Origin of the sequence: Desulfovibrio sp. DV, from assembly GCF_001936595.1 — a bacterium.
Classification (GTDB): Bacteria; Desulfobacterota; Desulfovibrionia; order Desulfovibrionales; family Desulfovibrionaceae; genus Solidesulfovibrio.
This window is the reverse complement of the sequence record NZ_MLBG01000006.1, coordinates 30399-46899: the sequence shown is the minus strand read 5'-3', so window position 1 is coordinate 46899 and position 16501 is coordinate 30399. Positions and strand designations below refer to the sequence as shown.

The window sequence follows — 16501 nt, the reverse complement described above, 5'->3', positions numbered from 1 at the left end:
CGACCGGCTGGCAGTCGTGTAGCAGTCATTCTCCGCCGCATCCGCACTAACGGCTTTTCTTAGGCTCGGCTGCGTGCTGGTCGCTCTTCTTGGTTTCGGCGGCATGAGCGCTGCCATGCTGCTCAGTCTTTTTGGGCTCGGCGGCGTGCGTGCTGCCGTGCTGCTCAGACTTCTTGGGCTCAGCAGCACGGGCATTGCCGTGCTGGTCGCTCTTTTTGGTCTCGGGGGCATGAGTGCTGCCATGCTGCTCAGACTTCTTGGGCTCGGCGGCATGGGCATTGCCGTGCTGGTCGCTCTTCTTGGTCTCGGGGGCATGGGTGTTGCCATGCTGCTCGGACTTCTTGGGCTCGGCGGCAGGAGCGCTGCCGTGTTCACTGGCCTGCGAACCACCCGTTTTGGAGCCCTCGTTCTGGTCGCTTTTTTTTTGTGGTATTAGGCATGATATCCTCCGGAATCGTTATATTGTTAGGTTAGAGTGGTTTATCTGCGCTACAGTAGTAAAATGCTGTAGCGATATGACCACTCACTGGGAAACATCCATTCTCCTTATTCAGCTAGAAACCAATAAATTGGAATGTAAATGTGAGAAATTGAACAAGGAGGATTTCCAGTCTCACCAGAATACCAGTCTTTTTGCGCTTTGTCAAACTTTTTTTGCTAAATATTGATCGTCTCATTTCTTTTATTATTAAACGATTCTGCAAGATTAGCAGTTAACAATTGTGAAAATTGTGTAATGTTGCGCTAAAACATGGAAGGTAATCGGATAGATTGGATTGAGCTTTTGAACGGTGCAACCAAAATGACCACCTGAACAACGAATCAAGGCGATATTGATAAGCCTAAAAGGTGTATTCTGGATTTACTGAAGAGCAGCTGCTGGCAAGTACTGGCGATGACAAGGGTTTTGGCCCGGAATGGCTTAGGAGGGAAGACGTTGCTGTGCCGCTTCATGTCCGCTTCCGTGACACTCTGCCTGGATGCTTCGCCACGATCAGCCGCCCAGAGTCACGTCCTGGCCCTCGTACCAGGTGAGGGCTTCCAGCAGATGGTCGGCATGATAATCCGGCCAAAGGTCGTCAAGGAAGTAGAAGTCCGAATAAACCGACTGCACGGGAAGGAAACCCGACAAACGGCGCCTGCCTCCCCACCGGATAACCAAGTCTATCCGGGAGATGTCGTTGGAGGCGAGAGCTCCTGTGAACTCGGTCTGTTTTGTCGCGCCTGAGGCCCCATGCGAGAGGTCCCAAAGCCAGCCGTAATTGACCAGCAGGTTTACCCGGATCGAACCCTTGCCGAAAACCTGCCGCTGCCGCGTAAGAGGAAGCAGTTCCTCAGGGAACAGTGGGGAGTCGGTGTTGCCGACGACCAGAAGGGCCGCATCACGTAGGGTCAAGCCCATGGCGATTTCAACGCAGGCTTTTCGGAAGGCGGCAGTTTGGGCCGAGGGGCGTTTGGTATTGTCCTGGGTGAATCCGTAAAGGGTCAACTCTTTGATGCCCAAGGAACGGCTTTGCTCATAAAACTCAAAACCGGGCAGCACGCCTGACTCGTAGCCGGCTTCCTTAGGGAGGCCGCGGGCCGCAGCCCAACGCCTGTTGCCGTCCGGGATCAAGCCGATGTGCTCAGGAAGGCGCTTGAATTTCGGGAGATTCATGACTGCTCCGATTGTACTTGCAGGTTCCGGTAATTAGGGGTTGACTCACAACCTTCTCCGTTTTCGCGTAGGTTTCATCACCGGTGACATGGCTTTGTCGTTAACAGCCGATTCAATTCTGGCTATTTCTCCATTAATCTCTGTACTTGGATCTGAAATCCACTGCTAAGCAAATATTCCTCTTTTTAATCTTGCAAGAAATAATGAATTGAAAGCAGGGTTTATGAGACATGTAAACGCAGAAAATTTACAATTACGCAAGAATAGCATTAATTTGAACATGGTCAAACATTTTTTGCGGAAAATTGGATGCCTCTGTCGCGTTCTTGTTGAATAATTCTGTCACAAAAATACTGCTACTATGAACATCCTGAAGTATGTTGTCAGGTTGTGAACGCCGCGAGGTGTTGTCTCAAGTATTTCCTTCACCCGAAACCCTGCGAGGCGATTTCGGCACAGGGATTTCCCCACCCAGGGGACAATTGGAAACGTCACAGGAATGGCGGTAGATCGTGAAGGAAAGGAGTGTTCGGGGGGGGCTCGACAAGGCAGTAGGGGAAAGGCGGGCGAATTGGCTTCATTCGCCCTGTGCGTGATGGCATGATCACAATGCGGATTCCAGATCGGCTGGAAGAGCCAGACCTCCCAGCCGACGCCATATCTGCTAGCCCAGATTCTTGGCCACAAATTCCCAATTTACCAATTTTTCCAGAAAGGCCTTCACATAGTCAGGGCGACGGTTTTGGTAGTCCAGATAGTAGGCGTGTTCCCAGACATCGATGGTCAGAAGTGGCTTCTGGCCGGTGACCATTGGGGTCATGGCATTGGAAGTATGAAGCACTTTGAGTGTGTCGCCCTCAGCCACTAGCCATGCCCAACCGCTCCCGAATTGGGTCACCGCCGCTTCAGTGAAGGCCCTGGTGAAGTCTTCGAATCCACCGAAGGCAGCGTTGATTTTATCAGCCAACGTGCCTGAGGGAACCCCGCCGCCGCCTTTTTTCATGCACTGGAAGTAGAAGGTATGATTCCAGGCCTGGGCAGCATTATTGAAGAGAGTCAAAGACGCCGTGTCCTTGGATGCGTCCATGAACACTTTCTCAAGGCTCAGGGGCGCAGTAGGCTTATCTTTTCCTGCGAGTAGCTTGTTGGTCGTATCGTAATAAGTCTTGGCATGCTTGCCATAATGGAAAGAAAGAGTCTTGGCTGAAATCACTGGGTCGAGGGCATCTTCGGCATAAGGCAACGCTGGTATAGTAAACATTGTGGCTCCTTGCGTGTAGGCTTGGCCTGGTGACATGTTTTAACCAGGGATGGCACTCATGACGTTGCGGGCAATACGATAAATTCCTGACGCGCAGTCATCCCTGTGATGGTTGTAATGATTACGGGTGATGGCATAGAGTTTAGCTCTTATAGTACATACGAGACGCCATCCTATAGTCCGAGTTCCTGAGTCAACAATGAACAGATATAGCTAAACAAACCCGCATTGAGTCGTGCTAGCGGATATAGCTATGTGTGAATTAGCTCTTGGTTTTCCCTGCATTGGCTTCCTGTTCCATTTGTTTTAAACGGGTGTAGTAGTCGGCAAACTCGTTGAGATGGGCAAGTGCTATTTTGCCAGTGAGGATGGGGTCATTGCCGGTCACGTCCGTTGAAGGGTTAACCAGGCCATGCTCCAGCTCAACATCCAAACCCATGCGGAATTGCTCCACGTCGAAGCGACTCCAATCAATACCCAAATTGCCCCCGATTTCACGCGCCTGTGCATTCGTAAAACTTTGCTTAGCTGACATTTCTTGTTCTCCTTCAGTGGGTTTAGAATACGATGATTTCAGGACTGTCCGGGGTGTAATGGACTGTCCATATTGGTTGCACGCATTATTTTCCGATACGAAACGCAAAAGGCTTCGTATCTATCAATCCTGCCCCTTTGCCAGTAAAGCCAGAGGCGACAAAGTTAAAAGTGCCCAATCGACCATCTTCGCAGACCACCGTGCCGTTCCCTTGGTGTTTGTCCGTGTTGGTGTATTCACCTTGACAGGTCACGCCCTGGTTCGTCGTGAGGGTTAATATACCGCCGCCGCTGAAGTACGCCGTGGCCCTGCCGGTGAACGTCTCCGAGGTATCTTGTATCTCGCCCTCTATGGGGAGATGTATGGAAAGTTTTGCGTAAGCACTAGTTGTGTACACAACGCTTATAAATACGATAATAAGGCATAGTGAACAACAATACAAAAACTGACAATTTCTGCGCGACTCTTTCATGATATCCTCTTTACTCCATATTCCATAAACAATCTTCATTGGCCTGTACTTTGACTGCCACATCATGACCAGAATCAGCGTGCAGGGAACCAGTTCTTTCACAAAGCGACTATAATTTTATATACTATAGCGATCGGTGAGTGCTTTATTGTTGGACGAAAAGAAACTCCACAATGCTTTGGCATGTGCCCTCATGCTTGTATAAGCATGAGGGCACTGAAAGAAAGAGTAGTTAGTCGGCGTACTTGAACGGGGGCATTGCCTTGACGGCTTCCTTGGTGGCACCCGGAAGCAGGATGCGCTTGTTCGTGATCTTGAAATGGTTGACAGGAATGACGACGTCGTTCTTCCCCATGCCAAGGTAACCACCTGTACTGACAACTGCATAGGACATTGCCTTGTCCGGCGTGACAATAATATCCTCGATGACACCAACTTTCTCATTGGCATCGTTGTAAACGTCCATGCCCATGATGTCTTTTTTATGCTCCAACCCTTGGCGAGGATGGTACTTTCCTCTTTGCTAATGCCTATTGTCCCGGCAACAGGAGCTTTTTGCGCGAACGCAAGGCTCGTGACCAACGTAAGAGACAGGGCCATTGCCACGGTAACCGTTTTTAAAGTAAAATTCATGATAGCCTCCAAGGTTAAAGTTTTAAGGCAATTAGTACCTATATGAAGGGCGTCGCCATAATCGTTTTGCCCGTTCACTGCATGATGATTCTAGAATGATGAGTGCGGTATCTTGCCAATTTTCTTAAAATATACTTAGCCAACGCAGAGCAAGAAGAAGTATGTTTTGCGTTACTAAGCATTGGATCATTTCCCTGAATGAAAGTGATCTGTTCTTTTTGCGTATTGCCTATTGCTAAAGTTTGCCGAGTAGAAGCAAAATTACCAAAACTACAACAACAATCCCGATGATTCCGCCAGGAGCATAGCCCCAGGAATGGCTATGTGGCCAAATTGGAATTACTCCAAGAAGAATCAATACTAATATTACGAGAAGTATTGTGCCTAGCGACATATAGTTTCTCCTTGGTTAGATCACTTGCTGGTCGCAGTATGGCATCGATTGTCAGGTGTGTGGCAGGGCTTTGAGCTATGATTGCCGTTGTTTGTGGTCACCGAGCGAATGTCGCTTCCAGCCCTGCCCATGAGATACGATTTTGAGAAACATTCGGTCAGCCCAGAATACGAATCGCTGGAAAGATCAGAGTCCGGAACACGAGTCGTTGTTTTGCCTGACGGTCTGGGCTGATTTACCCAAGGTTAACTCTCCGTTGTCGCGCTAAAGGCGGGTAAGGCCTTGAGACCTTCCGCCGTGCCTCCAGGAAGCGTGACCCGCGTCTTGTTCATGCGCAGATTGTAAACCGGAATGGCGACATCGTGGCGTCCCATGCCCAGGAAACCACCCACGCCGATGATCGCGTAAGAAATGGCTTTGTCACGAGTCACGAGCAGGTCTTCAACCGTCCCGATATTTTCATTCGCGTCATTGAAAACATCCTTGCCAAGAATGTCGTTCTTGAGGCTCCATCCCTTGGTGATTACGCCCAATTCTCCAATTGTAAGACCAAGGTTTGAAGCGGAAACATGGGATGTAGAAGTGGGCATCTGAGTGCTCCTATTTTGATACAGTTGGCTGCAATAGTGCAGAATGCTTGATAAATTTATGACGCTAGATCCATGTTAGCATATATTTTGGATTGTGCAACTAAATAAATACATTTTTTGAACAAAGGGAGAAACCATTTGTCATGTTTAAAAGAGCATTTAAACAATTTAACTGGCTGTAATATCTACAAAATCGCCACATGGTTCGGTGTTAAAGTCAAATGGGGTATAGCTCGTTATATCAAAGGGATAGCCGACAGCGACCATCCGTTGGGTTGGACCGTCCTTGCGCTTGCAACTCAGACAGGCAAGTCTCCACGAGATATTGGAATATAATACAAAAAATCAGTCGGTTACGTCATATTGAAATGCCTGAGATCCTAACCCGGGGATAGCCAACGAATGGAGCAGCACAAAAACTCCAGGAAGAGACCCCAGGGCGCGAATCAGGGGGCACAAGGAACGGCCCACCCCCCCCAATTTCCCAACGTGGTGTTTGGGTTGTTTGCGGAGAGAAAAACAGCGGTATTGCGGGAGTTGGAAAGTCCAGTTTGCTGGATCTGTTATTTTAGCGGATAGGTCGAAAGCTTGCCAATCGGGAACTTGATGCGTGTATATGGAATAGGATGATATACCGGAGCAAAAAAGCGGGTGTCCGAGGGCAGAGTCTTGCCATCACAGCCCCATGATATCGCCAAGGGGGCGTAGGATGCGCATTAGCGCTGCCTGAGGGAATGGGCTGACCCCGGGGAGGGGGCCTGGGATTGAGGAGTTTTTAAGAGAAATCCGTGGTGTCGTAGTGTGTTATGCGTTTAAAAAACTGCATTTTTGGGTTTATGTATGTATAACGATGAAATCGGCAACCCAGTTCTGGATATTCTGTCCCAGCAATTTCACTGCGACATGCGCATCGTTTGTTAACTTGTAATTCATGCAGGAGGAAATAATGAAATTGAATAGTTTTTCAAACAACTTTCCTGTTGTCTGCGTAGGAGGTTCAGCTGGTGGGCTTGATGCTTATATCAGACTGCTTAAGAATTTGCCGGTAGACTTGGGTTTTGCAATCGTTATTGTTAATCATATAAGGACCACAGCTACCCGTCTCCACGAGATTCTCCCTCAATTCACAGAGATGCCAGTCGAGCTTATAAAGGAGAAATTATTCATCCAGCCTAATTGTCTGTATATCATTCCGGAAAATTGTGATTTGCACGTTCTTGAAGGTGAATTCCATCTTCGGCCGATATCAAAGCCGCGAGGATGGCCAGACGTAATTACCGTTTTCCTGCGTTCCCTGACAACGAACTGGGAAGGAAAAATTATAGCCATCATTGTTTCTGGTTACGATGGCGATGGAGCGGCAGCTTTATGTGGCATAAAAGAGGTGGGGGGTATCACCATCGCGCAGAAGCTGGAAACCGCAGATCATCCAGATATGCCGGAAAGTGCAATCGCAAGTGGGTGTATAGATTTTATTCTCTCTCCTGAGGATATCGCTAAACAGATCGTCCGAATAATGCACGACCCCAAAAAATGAAAGGGGGTAGTGTCAGAAAAAATAACGACATTTCAGCCAGTTAAACTTCCAGTTTGCTGGGCTCTTAGATTTGCAGCAGGCAGGGCAGGGAAATCGACCTGTTTTGATCAGGACCGGCGACAACGTCGTTGGATGAACTGTCGGATCGAGAGTGATAGGGCCAGATGGCAGCGTCCTGCGATTTCCAGTCCCCCAGTAATTGCGGCAGGGCACACGTAACTGGCCGCATGGCGCCGATTCGTTGGGGCCATGCCTCGGGTCATGGGTTCATGGTCAACGAGGCATCCTGTTCGGCGAGAAATACTGCATAGCCGCGTTTCAGGTACCGGGTGGAGAACAGGTACACGGCCCCTGCGGCGGTCGTGAGAGAAGTGATATCCTGAAATTCCTGGCCGCAGGACAGGGCCTTGAGGGCTGCCTCGATGGTTTCCGGGGCCAGATCGAAGGGTGTCTTCTCGAAGAGTTCCACAGGGAGGGGCCGGGTGTAATCCCGGGAGTTGGACCGGATCTCCGCAGCCAGCAGCAATTCCGGGGCGTCTTTGTGGTCCAGGATGCGGGCGTACGTGCGGCTGAGCAGCGCCGGATCGTGGTAGACGGTTCGGCCGGACAGGCTTTCAAACGATGCGATGCCGGGCAGTCCGGACAAAACCGCAGCCAGTCGCAGGCACGGATCGGCCTCAGGCGTGGTTTGCAGTCGCTCGGCGAACCCCTTCGCCAGAAGTCGTTCCAGGATTTCGTCGGCAGCGATCAGGCACATCGCGGCGCTGGCCTCCCGGACCGTTTCGAGGGCCGCTCGGGCCAGATCGTCCTCGTCGGCTTCGCTCATTTCCCAGTCTCCGGCGTCAGCTTGGCTGCGGCAAGCGTATCGCCCACATCCGCGAGCCCCAGTTCGGCATACCGCGCCTTGCCGGGCGCTCCCGTATCCTTGTCCCACCCCATGACCTCATAATAGAAATCCATGGCCCGGGCGATGTCGGCCGGGTCCATGCGGATGGACCCCTTGGTGAACGGCGCGGCGCCGTTTTGGTCCTCGAAAATCCAGGGCGGCACGAGGTCGTGCTCGGCGCGCATGTTTACTTGTCCCATGTCCCGAATGGTCAGCGCCCGGTGGAGGGTGAATATCCGCTCAGCGGCCCGGTCCAGGCCCTCCCGGTCCACGGTCTGTCCGGTGGCCAGACTCAGAAATTTCGACTCCAGGCTGTCATCCCCGGCGTAGCCGCGCTCTTGGAGGGGGGAGGCCGCCCAGGGGCCCATCCAGTTGCACACCCCCAGCGCGTCGTGCAATTCCTTGCGCAAAAGCGACCACTTGGCCCGCCGGGCTTTGTGCACGTTGGCGGGCGTATAGTCCCCCGGGGCGTCCAGGGCGTCGGGCGAACCCCAGATGGCGGCGGCCAGTTTTTTCTGCACGGCCAGCGGCAGGCCGTTGCGCACGAAGTTCGTATGGGAGTGGCACTGGGCATCCCGGTTGTACTGGGTGTTGATGATCACCCCGCACTGGCCGTCGTCCTCATTGGCATGGTGCTTGGGATGGCCCATCTTCCAGTAGGTCGTGGTATGGTCCTTGGCCCACTCCGTCTCGGGAATGGACCAGTGGTCGAAAATCGCGCCCGTACCCCGGCTGAGGACCTCCCCGAGTTCGCCCTGGCGGTTGGCGATGCGGGGGATGAGGTCAAGCAGGAAGGCCGGATCGGCGTTATCGTACTTGTCCCAGGGGATGGAGGCATATTCCTTCGACCCCAGCCGGGCCTTGAGGTAGCCGCCCTCGTAGAGCTTTCGCAGATCGCGTTGCAACTGGCCGTAATTGGACCACAGGCCCACGTCGTCGGCCAGGTGCATGCCCACCATGCAGGCCTCTATGGCGGTCTCGCTGTTTTTTTTGCCGGCGAGCTGCGTAAAAAACGACCGTCCGAACATCAGGGCGACGCAGGTGTTTTGGGCCGTGTCCGGGATGCCGTATTTGGTCGTTACCGACGGCACTTTGAGCATGGTGTGGCAGCGGATGGGGCAGGCCGTGCAGCCATTGCCGCGCACGGTGTATTTCCAGGCCTCGTCGCCCAGGAAATAGGCCGCGCTGTTGGTGCGGTAGGCGATACGGTTCGGGTCGCGCAGGGCGCCTGTGATTTCGACGGGCGGTTTCGCCGCGCCCCAGCGTTTGCCGGGCTGGCCGATCCAGCGGGAGGCCGGATTGTAGTATTCGGCCTGGGGCGTGGGAAAGCTCGGCACCACATGCTGGTTGTTGCCGCCAAGGAGAGAGAGATGGAACTTGACCAGCGCCTCCCATGCGCCCTTGTCCCCGGCGATACGCACCGCGCCGCTGCCCTGCACGGCCACGGCCTTGAGGTTTTTGCCGCCCATCACCCCGCCCACGCCGCCGGCCGAGTGGGAGACGGAATTGACCACCATGCCCATGGGGGCCTGGTTTTCCCCGGCCTGGCCGATGGCCGCCACCACGCAGTCCGGCCCCATCTCCTGGCTGAGTTCCAGGGTGGTCCGACGGATGCCCGTGCCCCATAGATGGCCGGCGTCGCGTATCTCCACATGGGCGTCGCGGATCATGAGCCACACGGGCCTTTCCGCCTTGCCTTCCACGATCAGGGCATCATACCCGGCGTATTTGAGCTTGGCCGCGAAATGCCCGCCCATGTGCCCCGACCCGACCAGAGGCCTGGGCCAGCAGGTGGGAAAGATGGTGGTTATGGTGGTGCGTCCGTTGCACGGCACGCTGGTGCCGACCAGGACGCCGGCGGCAAAGACAAGCTTGTTGGCCGGATCGAAGGGGCCGGTCCCGGCCGGAACCTCGTCCCAGAGCACCCGGTAGCCTATCCCGGCCCCGCCGAGCAGCGCCCCGTAGCGCTCGAGCGTATCCTCGGTTCCGATTTTCCCGGTGGAGAGATCCACCCGCAAGACCTTGCCGACAAACCCGCCGCTGCGTACGGCCATGACAGACTCCTTGCCCCGGTGAAGGGCTATTTCGCGGACTTCGTGCCGGCGGGGAGATGGCAGTCCAGGCAGGCCTTGGCCTTTTCCGGGGCAGTCACGGACAGGGTGGCCCGGTTCGGGCTTCCGTCACGGGTGAGGTCCCGCCAGGGCACATACCGCAGGGCCGCAGCCGGACAGGCTTCCACACATTTGGGACTGCCGTGGCACAGGAAGCATTTCGTGGCGACCCCGGCTTTTTCGTCGAAGGAGAGCATGCCCCAGGGGCAAGCCTGCTGGCACAGGCGACAGCCCACGCACAGGGCGGCGTCGACCACGCGGGCCCCGGTTTTCGGATCGGATATGATGGCGTCTTGGGGACAGGCCGTGGCGCAGGGAACGGGATGCGGACATTGGCGGCACACGCTCTGGACCACCAGCCCGTCGCCCCAGTCTCCGTGCATGCCGACGCCGCCCGTGGGGCCGGCGAGGCCGAAATTGAGAGCCCGGGATATCTTGATACGGGCCAGAGACGGCTGGGCGCGGCCGTCGTTAAATTCCGTACAGGCCAGTTCGCAACGCTGGCAGCCCACGCAGCGGGTGGGATCGGCCAGAATGCATCCTGTGGCGTTGTCCAAAATCACCAGCGGGGCGTTCTCGCCGAAGGCATCGCCCAGGCCCAGCATGGCCAAACCGGAGAGCGCGCAGACGGAGAGCTTGAGAAAGCCCCGGCGGCTCAATTCGGCCTCGAATCCGGAAGCCTTTGCCGCCTGTTCGATCCATTTTGAAGAGAGACCGCGGATCGTATGCACGTCACACCTCCCGCTCTGGCGCTTCTCGTCCTGGGGCCGGGAAAAAATGCTCCACAATGATGGGCCTCGAGAGATTCATAAAACGCTTTTATCCAGGCGTCCACAAGGGCCGGAATCCGGCGTGGCGGCATTTTTTCGGTCCGGTGATAACGCACCAAAATCTCGGAGGATGCCTCGGGAGATACGGCGAGAAGGGGAGGATTGCCGCTCAATCCGTCTCCGGGAGAAGGCCGCCCTGACCGGCGAGGCCAAGGCCGGGGCGAACACGCTCTGTGTTGCCATGCGCGACTGGAACGGCCGCGAGGTGACGCTCTGCCCACGGACGGGCGGCCCCTGGCCGCGGTGTTTCCCCATTTCCTGCCCTACGTCCGGAAGGCGGGCACCTGGCCGGCTAAAAATTTATTTTTGCAATAATTGTATAAAATTAACAGTCTTCCCCGGGCCATCAGGTGCCATTGTGACTGATTTCCCAAATAACACTTGTCACTGCCCCTGGCCGGGCGTAGCCCGAAGTTGCAGGGCTGCCGTGCGCTGCGGATCGTCCGAAGGCGGGCATCCGGATCTGGCGGCAAGGCCCGGGTGTGTGGGGAGATCGGCCGGCCCTGGCAAAAGGCAACGCATCAACCAACGCCCCTCGTGTTACGTACATTGACCGGACACCCGTCCCTTGGTGGGGCGAAGGCCTGATCGTCGAGACCCGGACTCGCGGATACCGCCCGCCCGGGGCCCGGACGCCCACGAGATCGCCGGACGCAAACCCGGCGGACGACGGCAGCCGCCCGTCGGCGACTTGGGGACACCCCCGAGGAGTCGGTCATGAGTCTGATGGATATCGGTGCCATAGCTGGCACACTGGTGTTTCTGGCCCTGCTTGGCGCACTCGTCTACAAGATGAGTCTGCGGCACTGAGGCAGTTGATGCTGGGCATGTACACGGGCGTTCGTCCCCCTTGGGGGCGGACGCCCGTTTTGTTTGGGCCGGCCGCCTGGAGCGGCATGGCTGGCTGGCGGCCGGGAAGCGGGGGAGAGGTCCGGGCGGACAGTCTGTGGGATGTGTTCATGCCTTGCACGGAGAAATCCAGTCGGGGGCTATGCCAACGAGGACCACGGTCACATTGTCCTGGGCCTGCCTGTCAAGGGCCGCTGTGATGAGCTGCCTGCACGCGTGCTGTGGCCCGTCTGCGCCGGCCTGGGACAGGATGCGCGCCAACTCGGCGTCGTCGACGGCGTCCGTAAGGCCGTCCGAGCAAAGAAGATACAGGTCCCCGGGTTCGAGGACGATGGGGACGAACTCCGCCTGCGGTTCGGACGACATGCCCAAGGCCCGGTAGATGATATGCCGTTCGGGACTGTGGGCGGCCTGTTGCGGGGATAAAAGCCCCTGGCGGACCTGGGCCATGACCAGGGAATGGTCCTCGCTTACCTGCCTGAGGCTTCCGCCGCGATACTGGTAGGCTCGGCTGTCGCCGACATTGGCCATGATCAAGCCGTCGTCGCAACGGTACAGCCCAACCAGGGTGCTGCCCATGCCCGAGGCCCCGAAGGAGCCGAAACGGGTCTTGGAGGCCTCAAGCATGGCCTTGTTGGCTTCGCTGATGGCCCGGCGAAACCGCTGGGAAGCGGGAAGCCAGGTCGGGGTCCCGGGCGGAGCGTATTCACGGGTGTCAAACGGGGAAGGCGCGGTCAGAAACCGGGCCACGGTCGTAACAGCCATGCGGCTGGCCACTTCGCCGGCCGCCAACCCGCCCATGCCGTCGGCGACGAGAAAAAGCCCCTGGTCGACATCGATCCAGAAGGCGTCCTCGTTGTTCTCCCGCACGCTTCCGCGATCCGTTGCTCCCGCAGCCTCGAACCTCATGGCTGCCCTTTCCGGTCCGGGCTCATGCCGAGCTTTTCGGCCGCCCGACGCGAGTAGGCGTTGTCCTTAAGCGGCATGGTCTCCAGCACCGCGTTCCAACGGGCTCTGGCCGTTTGCCGGTCGCCCAGGCCCTCATAGACCAGGCCTTCCTCGTAGAGCCGCTTGGCTTCGGCCTCGAGCATGGGGGTCAATTCGGCCAACCGGGCCTTGGTCTCCTTGGCCTCGGGGTAGATTTCAAGCACCTTGGCCCAGAGCGCAGAGGCTTCGGCGTATTTTTTCTGGTTGTAGAGCTTCTGGCCGGCGGTGAAGTCGGGCATGACTCGCTTGACCAGCGCGTCCTGGATCTCGGCGGCCTTCTTGCGCGCGGCGGCGCGGGCGGGCTCTGCTGCCTCGGCATCGCCCAGGCGGCGGTAGATCAGGAGAGCCTTGTAGAGGGCATCGTCGGCGAGAGCCGCTGCCGCTTCGTCGTAAAGGCCGTTTAATTCCTGACGTTTGGCCGTGGCAGTCTGGGCCTTTTCCTGCGCCTGGCGCTGGTCCGAGGCTTCGCGGGCATCGATTTTTTCCATGAGTTGCCGCACTTGAGCCGCGTCCGGGGCCTGAGCCAGGGCGTCTTGGGCCGCGGCCCGCGCCCCTGCCCCATCGCCGGCGGCCAGGAGACGCTCGGCTTGTTGGATATGGGGTTTGGCCCGTTCCAGAGCCTGGGCCGCCTGATCGCGGCGGCTTTTGTCCTCGGCACTCCGTTGCATCATGCCGGTCTGAAGTTCGGCCTTAAGCCGCTGGGCCTCCCCGTTGCCGGCATCGATGGCGAGCAGGGCGTCGAGACGGGCCAGCGCCTGATCGTCCCGGCCTTCTTCCTGGAGCCGGCGAGCCTGGATGAGCAGGGTCGAAACCTTGTTCATGAATTCCGTATCCTGTTGGGCCCGTTGTCTGGCCCAATCATCTGCAACCACGGCCTCCTGGGGGGTCTTGGCCGGCTTGGACAGGAAAAACAGCAGCACAAGCAGGATGAAAATCCCGATGCCCGCACTGATCAGAAGTTTCCTGTCGCCAAGCAGACGCCGCACCCGGGGCGGCAGCGCCAACCCGGCCTGGGGGTTGGATAAGACCAGGCGCAGGCGGGCGGGACCGAGGGTCAGGGTATCCCCGGTGCCGACCGGTGCGGTTTGGAAGGGAACGCCGTTTTTCAGGGCCGGATTCTTCGGGTTGCGGCTCAGGGCCAGCCAACGGCCGCCGCGACCGTCGATGAGAAGATGCTCGCGGGAGACCGTGGCATCGTCAATGACCAGGTCGCACCGGGCCGCACGTCCGATAAGCAGGTGGGTATCGAAGCGGTGGATGATGCCTTGCCCCGGCCCGGACAGGACTTCAACGGCGCTTTGGCCCTGGCCGGAGAAGGCCGGCCGGATGCGGAACTCCGTGCGCTCCGCCTGGCCTGGGCCGGTTGCCCGTTCGTCAAGGGGGGCTGTCAGGTCCGTCATGGGGCTTTTCCCTCCAACTGCTCCAGTTGTTTGGCGGCGTCCAGGCAGCGTTGGTCTGCAGACTGGCCGCGGCAGTATTCGGTCACAAGGCGAAAGGCATCCTTGGCCTCGCCAAAACGGGCATATTTGAGGGCAGTGAGTCCTTCGCGGGAGTACTTGTCCAAAAGCTGGTCGCGCTCGCTTGCAGCCCTGGCCAGCCATTTTGCCGCCTGGGTGTTTTGCGGATCAAGGGCCAGGGCTTTTTCCCATTCGCCTATGGCGGCGGCAATATTGTTGTTGTTGTAAAAAAACAGCCCTTGCCGGGTGAGGTCCTTGGCATTTTCGACCGCTTCGGCCGAAGCGGCCGGCTGGTCTGATGGCTGCGGTGCGAGGGCCTGGGCCGCCGGCTTTTGAGGCCCGGCCTCGGTTGCGGCAGCCTTTGTTTCCTGCTCGGGGCCGTGGGAAACCGGGGCGGGCGTATCCGGTCGGGGAAAAAGGACCAGCCCCACAACAAGGAACAGGGCCGCCAGGGCGGCCGCCGTCAGGAAAAGGCGCGCCTTGGGCGGGTTGCCCAGGCTGCGGGAACGGCCCGGGCCCTTGGGTGGCGCGTCGCCCGCCGTGGACTGGAGCGGAGCCGACGGCACGGCGGACTCGAGAAGCAGGACCGTTTGCCCAAGCCGCACGGCATCGCCCGGCGCAAGCACCGCCTGTTCCACCTTGACCGCGTTGACGAACACGCCGTTGGTGCTGCCGAGGTCCGTGACGGTGATGGTTTCTCCGTCCACGGTGAGGCTGGCATGGCGGCGCGAGACACTGACGTCGGCAGGGTCCAGGGGCAGGCCGCAGGTTGCGTCGCGTCCGATGGTCAGCACGCCGGGGGCCAGCGGCGCCTGGAACTCGTGGCCCGAAGGGCCGCGCACGGTGAGACGAAAGGCGACCAGCGGGCGGATGATGGTGCGATCCTCTTGGCTGGACGTCATGTGCCCTCCGTAATGCGTACGCGAATGGTGCAGGGTTCGGGCCCCGGTTCCTTGCGCGCTGCAAGCGGCTGGTTTTCGACTTGGCGCGCGGCATCCCCGGCCGGGTCGTCAACGATTGCGGCCACGGCGGCCAGCATGGCCGGATCGGCCAGGGCCGACAAAAGATGCACGGGCGGGACCATATCCCGGGAACGGAGATGGACCGCAAAAGACGGGCTCCAGGCGATGAGCCGGCAACTGGCCAGGTTGAGCAGGCACCAGGCCGCATCGTCGGCGGCGCTGGAGGCTTGGGGTGCCGGCTGTCCGCAGCCGGGCGCATCCGATGCCGAGGCGTCCGCGACGGCTGGGGGGGCTTGCGGCGGCGCGGCCTGGCTGGAAATTCCGGTGGGGATCAGGAGAAGCGCCCGTTCCACGGCGTGTTTGAGTTCGGCGACTTCCCGGGAGGCGGGGACAATGGTCAAGGCCGTGGTTCCGGACTTGAGGGCGACGCCGATGTCCTCGGCCGCCATCCGGATGGGCCGAAGCGACAAGCGCAAAAGGCCCCAGGCCGCAGTCCCCCACGCCATGGCCGCGACGAGCAGCCCGAAAAGCAAGCCGCCTATCCGGCTTGGGGGAGACAGCGCCTGATCGGGGTTGAAGAAGACCAGGGCCAGACCGAGCAGGGTTGCGCCGTCGCGAATGGGGCAGGCCAGGACGGCCTCGCCGTCCGGCATGGTCCAAAGGCTCAGGCCTTGCGCCCTGGCCGCCTTGTTGACCTCAGGATCATCCAGAACCCTCCCCATCTCCCGAGGTGGGGCCAGGACCTTGCCGTACGGATCGGCCACGATGGCCTGGCGCACGCCGTTCTCGGCTGCAACGGAGGCGGTGCGCAACTGATCGAGAAGCTTGGCCTGCAAGGGCACGCTGTTTTCTTCGGCCAGGGAACGGGCCAGGAGCGCCCCGCGCTGCAAGGCCTCGGTCCTGATGCAGACGTTTAAGGCGTGCTCGGCCGGGAGCCAGGCCGCCAGAAAGGCGCAAAGGGCCAGGGCGGCCGTGGACAGCAGGATTGCGGGCCGCGTGCCCAAGCCCCGCCCGGACGGGAGGGTTGGGCGTTTTTTCGGGGGGGCCTTGGGCGTGAACACCAGGCGCAGGCCGCAGAAGTCGGCGGCCAGGGCGCGGCTGAAGACGACCTTGCCGATTTTCTCGCCTTCCACGAAAATGCCGTTGAGGCTCCCCTGGTCGAGCAGTTCCGCCTCGGCCTCGCGGACGCGCAGCAGCGCGTGGCAGGAGGACACGGCCTTGTCGTCAAGGACCACGGCGTTGTCCACAGCGCGGCCGATGCCATGCTCGCCCTCCCCAAGCGTCAGGGTATCAAGGACCACACCGTCGCGTTCGATGCGCACTGCAACAATCATTTCCAT

Annotated in this window: 16 protein-coding genes; 2 read left to right on the top strand and 14 right to left on the bottom strand. The window is 58.3% G+C overall.

The window, feature by feature from the left end; translation table 11 throughout:
• Positions 1-73 precede the first annotated feature (73 nt).
• Positions 74-436 carry a hypothetical protein gene (locus DVDV_RS02930; RefSeq protein ID WP_075353229.1) on the top strand — a complete coding sequence of 121 codons (363 nt, stop codon included), beginning with the start codon at positions 74-76 and terminating at the stop codon, positions 434-436.
• Positions 437-994: 558 nt separating this feature from the next.
• On the opposite strand, the gene DVDV_RS02925 is transcribed toward DVDV_RS02930, so the two are convergent.
• The 7 genes from DVDV_RS02925 to DVDV_RS02895 form a co-directional block, all read right to left on the bottom strand.
• Positions 995-1657 carry an undecaprenyl diphosphate synthase family protein gene (locus tag DVDV_RS02925; protein ID WP_075353228.1) on the bottom strand — a complete coding sequence of 221 codons (663 nt, stop codon included), beginning with the start codon at positions 1655-1657 and terminating at the stop codon, positions 995-997.
• Positions 1658-2321: 664 nt separating this feature from the next.
• Positions 2322-2918 carry a superoxide dismutase gene (locus tag DVDV_RS02920; RefSeq protein ID WP_075353227.1) on the bottom strand — a complete coding sequence of 199 codons (597 nt, stop codon included), beginning with the start codon at positions 2916-2918 and terminating at the stop codon, positions 2322-2324.
• A gap of 262 nt (positions 2919-3180) precedes the next feature.
• Complete coding sequence (locus tag DVDV_RS02915) at positions 3181-3453, bottom strand: DUF5661 family protein (RefSeq protein ID WP_075353226.1); 273 nt, start codon at positions 3451-3453, stop codon at positions 3181-3183.
• Between the two features lie 85 nt (positions 3454-3538).
• Positions 3539-3925 carry a hypothetical protein gene (locus DVDV_RS02910; protein ID WP_139311492.1) on the bottom strand — a complete coding sequence of 129 codons (387 nt, stop codon included), beginning with the start codon at positions 3923-3925 and terminating at the stop codon, positions 3539-3541.
• Positions 3926-4157: 232 nt separating this feature from the next.
• Entirely contained in the window at positions 4158-4397 is a 240-nt protein-coding gene (locus DVDV_RS23125) for a PRC-barrel domain-containing protein (RefSeq protein WP_254845206.1), read from the bottom strand.
• Between the two features lie 396 nt (positions 4398-4793).
• Entirely contained in the window at positions 4794-4952 is a 159-nt protein-coding gene (locus DVDV_RS02900; RefSeq protein ID WP_075353224.1) for a DUF3309 family protein, read from the bottom strand.
• A 245-nt stretch (positions 4953-5197) separates the two neighbouring features.
• Positions 5198-5542, bottom strand: coding sequence for a PRC-barrel domain-containing protein (locus tag DVDV_RS02895; protein ID WP_075353223.1), 345 nt, complete (start codon positions 5540-5542; stop codon positions 5198-5200).
• 946 nt (positions 5543-6488) lie between these two features.
• On the opposite strand from DVDV_RS02895, the gene DVDV_RS02890 reads away from it, so the two are divergent.
• Positions 6489-7079, top strand: a complete 591-nt coding sequence (locus DVDV_RS02890) for a chemotaxis protein CheB (RefSeq protein WP_075353222.1) — start codon at positions 6489-6491, stop codon at positions 7077-7079.
• Between the two features lie 259 nt (positions 7080-7338).
• Here the strand turns inward: DVDV_RS02890 and DVDV_RS02885 are convergent, their stop codons facing one another.
• From DVDV_RS02885 to DVDV_RS02855, 7 genes are all read right to left on the bottom strand, one after another.
• Positions 7339-7905: a hypothetical protein gene (locus DVDV_RS02885; protein WP_075353221.1), complete on the bottom strand. Its 567-nt coding sequence runs from the start codon at positions 7903-7905 to the stop codon at positions 7339-7341.
• Positions 7902-10019 (bottom strand): aldehyde ferredoxin oxidoreductase, encoded by a 2118-nt coding sequence (locus DVDV_RS02880; RefSeq protein ID WP_075353220.1) that lies wholly within the window; start codon positions 10017-10019, stop codon positions 7902-7904. The genes DVDV_RS02885 and DVDV_RS02880 overlap by 4 nt, the downstream gene beginning before the upstream one ends.
• 26 nt (positions 10020-10045) lie before the next feature.
• Positions 10046-10807, bottom strand: coding sequence for a 4Fe-4S dicluster domain-containing protein (locus DVDV_RS02875; RefSeq protein ID WP_075353219.1), 762 nt, complete (start codon positions 10805-10807; stop codon positions 10046-10048).
• A gap of 1056 nt (positions 10808-11863) precedes the next feature.
• On the bottom strand, positions 11864-12625 hold the full coding sequence (locus DVDV_RS02870; protein WP_175577052.1) for a PP2C family serine/threonine-protein phosphatase: 762 nt from the start codon (positions 12623-12625) through the stop codon (positions 11864-11866).
• A 35-nt stretch (positions 12626-12660) separates the two neighbouring features.
• On the bottom strand, positions 12661-14142 hold the full coding sequence (locus DVDV_RS22015; RefSeq protein WP_075353217.1) for an FHA domain-containing protein: 1482 nt from the start codon (positions 14140-14142) through the stop codon (positions 12661-12663).
• Entirely contained in the window at positions 14139-15101 is a 963-nt protein-coding gene (locus tag DVDV_RS02860; protein ID WP_075353216.1) for an FHA domain-containing protein, read from the bottom strand. The genes DVDV_RS22015 and DVDV_RS02860 overlap by 4 nt, the downstream gene beginning before the upstream one ends.
• Complete coding sequence (locus DVDV_RS02855) at positions 15098-16501, bottom strand: FHA domain-containing protein (RefSeq protein ID WP_075353215.1); 1404 nt, start codon at positions 16499-16501, stop codon at positions 15098-15100. Before DVDV_RS02855 ends, DVDV_RS02860 begins: the two co-directional genes overlap by 4 nt.

Coding starts and splice junctions, on each gene's coding strand:
- DVDV_RS02880 (WP_075353220.1), bottom strand. CDS start 10,019: ATGGCCGTACGCAGCGGCGGGTTTGTCGGCAAGGTCTTGCGGGTGGAT.
- DVDV_RS02860 (WP_075353216.1), bottom strand. CDS start 15,101: ATGACGTCCAGCCAAGAGGATCGCACCATCATCCGCCCGCTGGTCGCC.
- DVDV_RS22015 (WP_075353217.1), bottom strand. CDS start 14,142: ATGACGGACCTGACAGCCCCCCTTGACGAACGGGCAACCGGCCCAGGC.
- DVDV_RS02910 (WP_139311492.1), bottom strand. CDS start 3,925: ATGAAAGAGTCGCGCAGAAATTGTCAGTTTTTGTATTGTTGTTCACTA.
- DVDV_RS02900 (WP_075353224.1), bottom strand. CDS start 4,952: ATGTCGCTAGGCACAATACTTCTCGTAATATTAGTATTGATTCTTCTT.
- DVDV_RS02890 (WP_075353222.1), top strand. CDS start 6,489: ATGAAATTGAATAGTTTTTCAAACAACTTTCCTGTTGTCTGCGTAGGA.
- DVDV_RS02915 (WP_075353226.1), bottom strand. CDS start 3,453: ATGTCAGCTAAGCAAAGTTTTACGAATGCACAGGCGCGTGAAATCGGG.
- DVDV_RS02925 (WP_075353228.1), bottom strand. CDS start 1,657: ATGAATCTCCCGAAATTCAAGCGCCTTCCTGAGCACATCGGCTTGATC.
- DVDV_RS02895 (WP_075353223.1), bottom strand. CDS start 5,542: ATGCCCACTTCTACATCCCATGTTTCCGCTTCAAACCTTGGTCTTACA.
- DVDV_RS02855 (WP_075353215.1), bottom strand. CDS start 16,501: ATGGAAATGATTGTTGCAGTGCGCATCGAACGCGACGGTGTGGTCCTT.
- DVDV_RS02920 (WP_075353227.1), bottom strand. CDS start 2,918: ATGTTTACTATACCAGCGTTGCCTTATGCCGAAGATGCCCTCGACCCA.
- DVDV_RS23125 (WP_254845206.1), bottom strand. CDS start 4,397: ATGGGCATGGACGTTTACAACGATGCCAATGAGAAAGTTGGTGTCATC.
- DVDV_RS02885 (WP_075353221.1), bottom strand. CDS start 7,905: ATGAGCGAAGCCGACGAGGACGATCTGGCCCGAGCGGCCCTCGAAACG.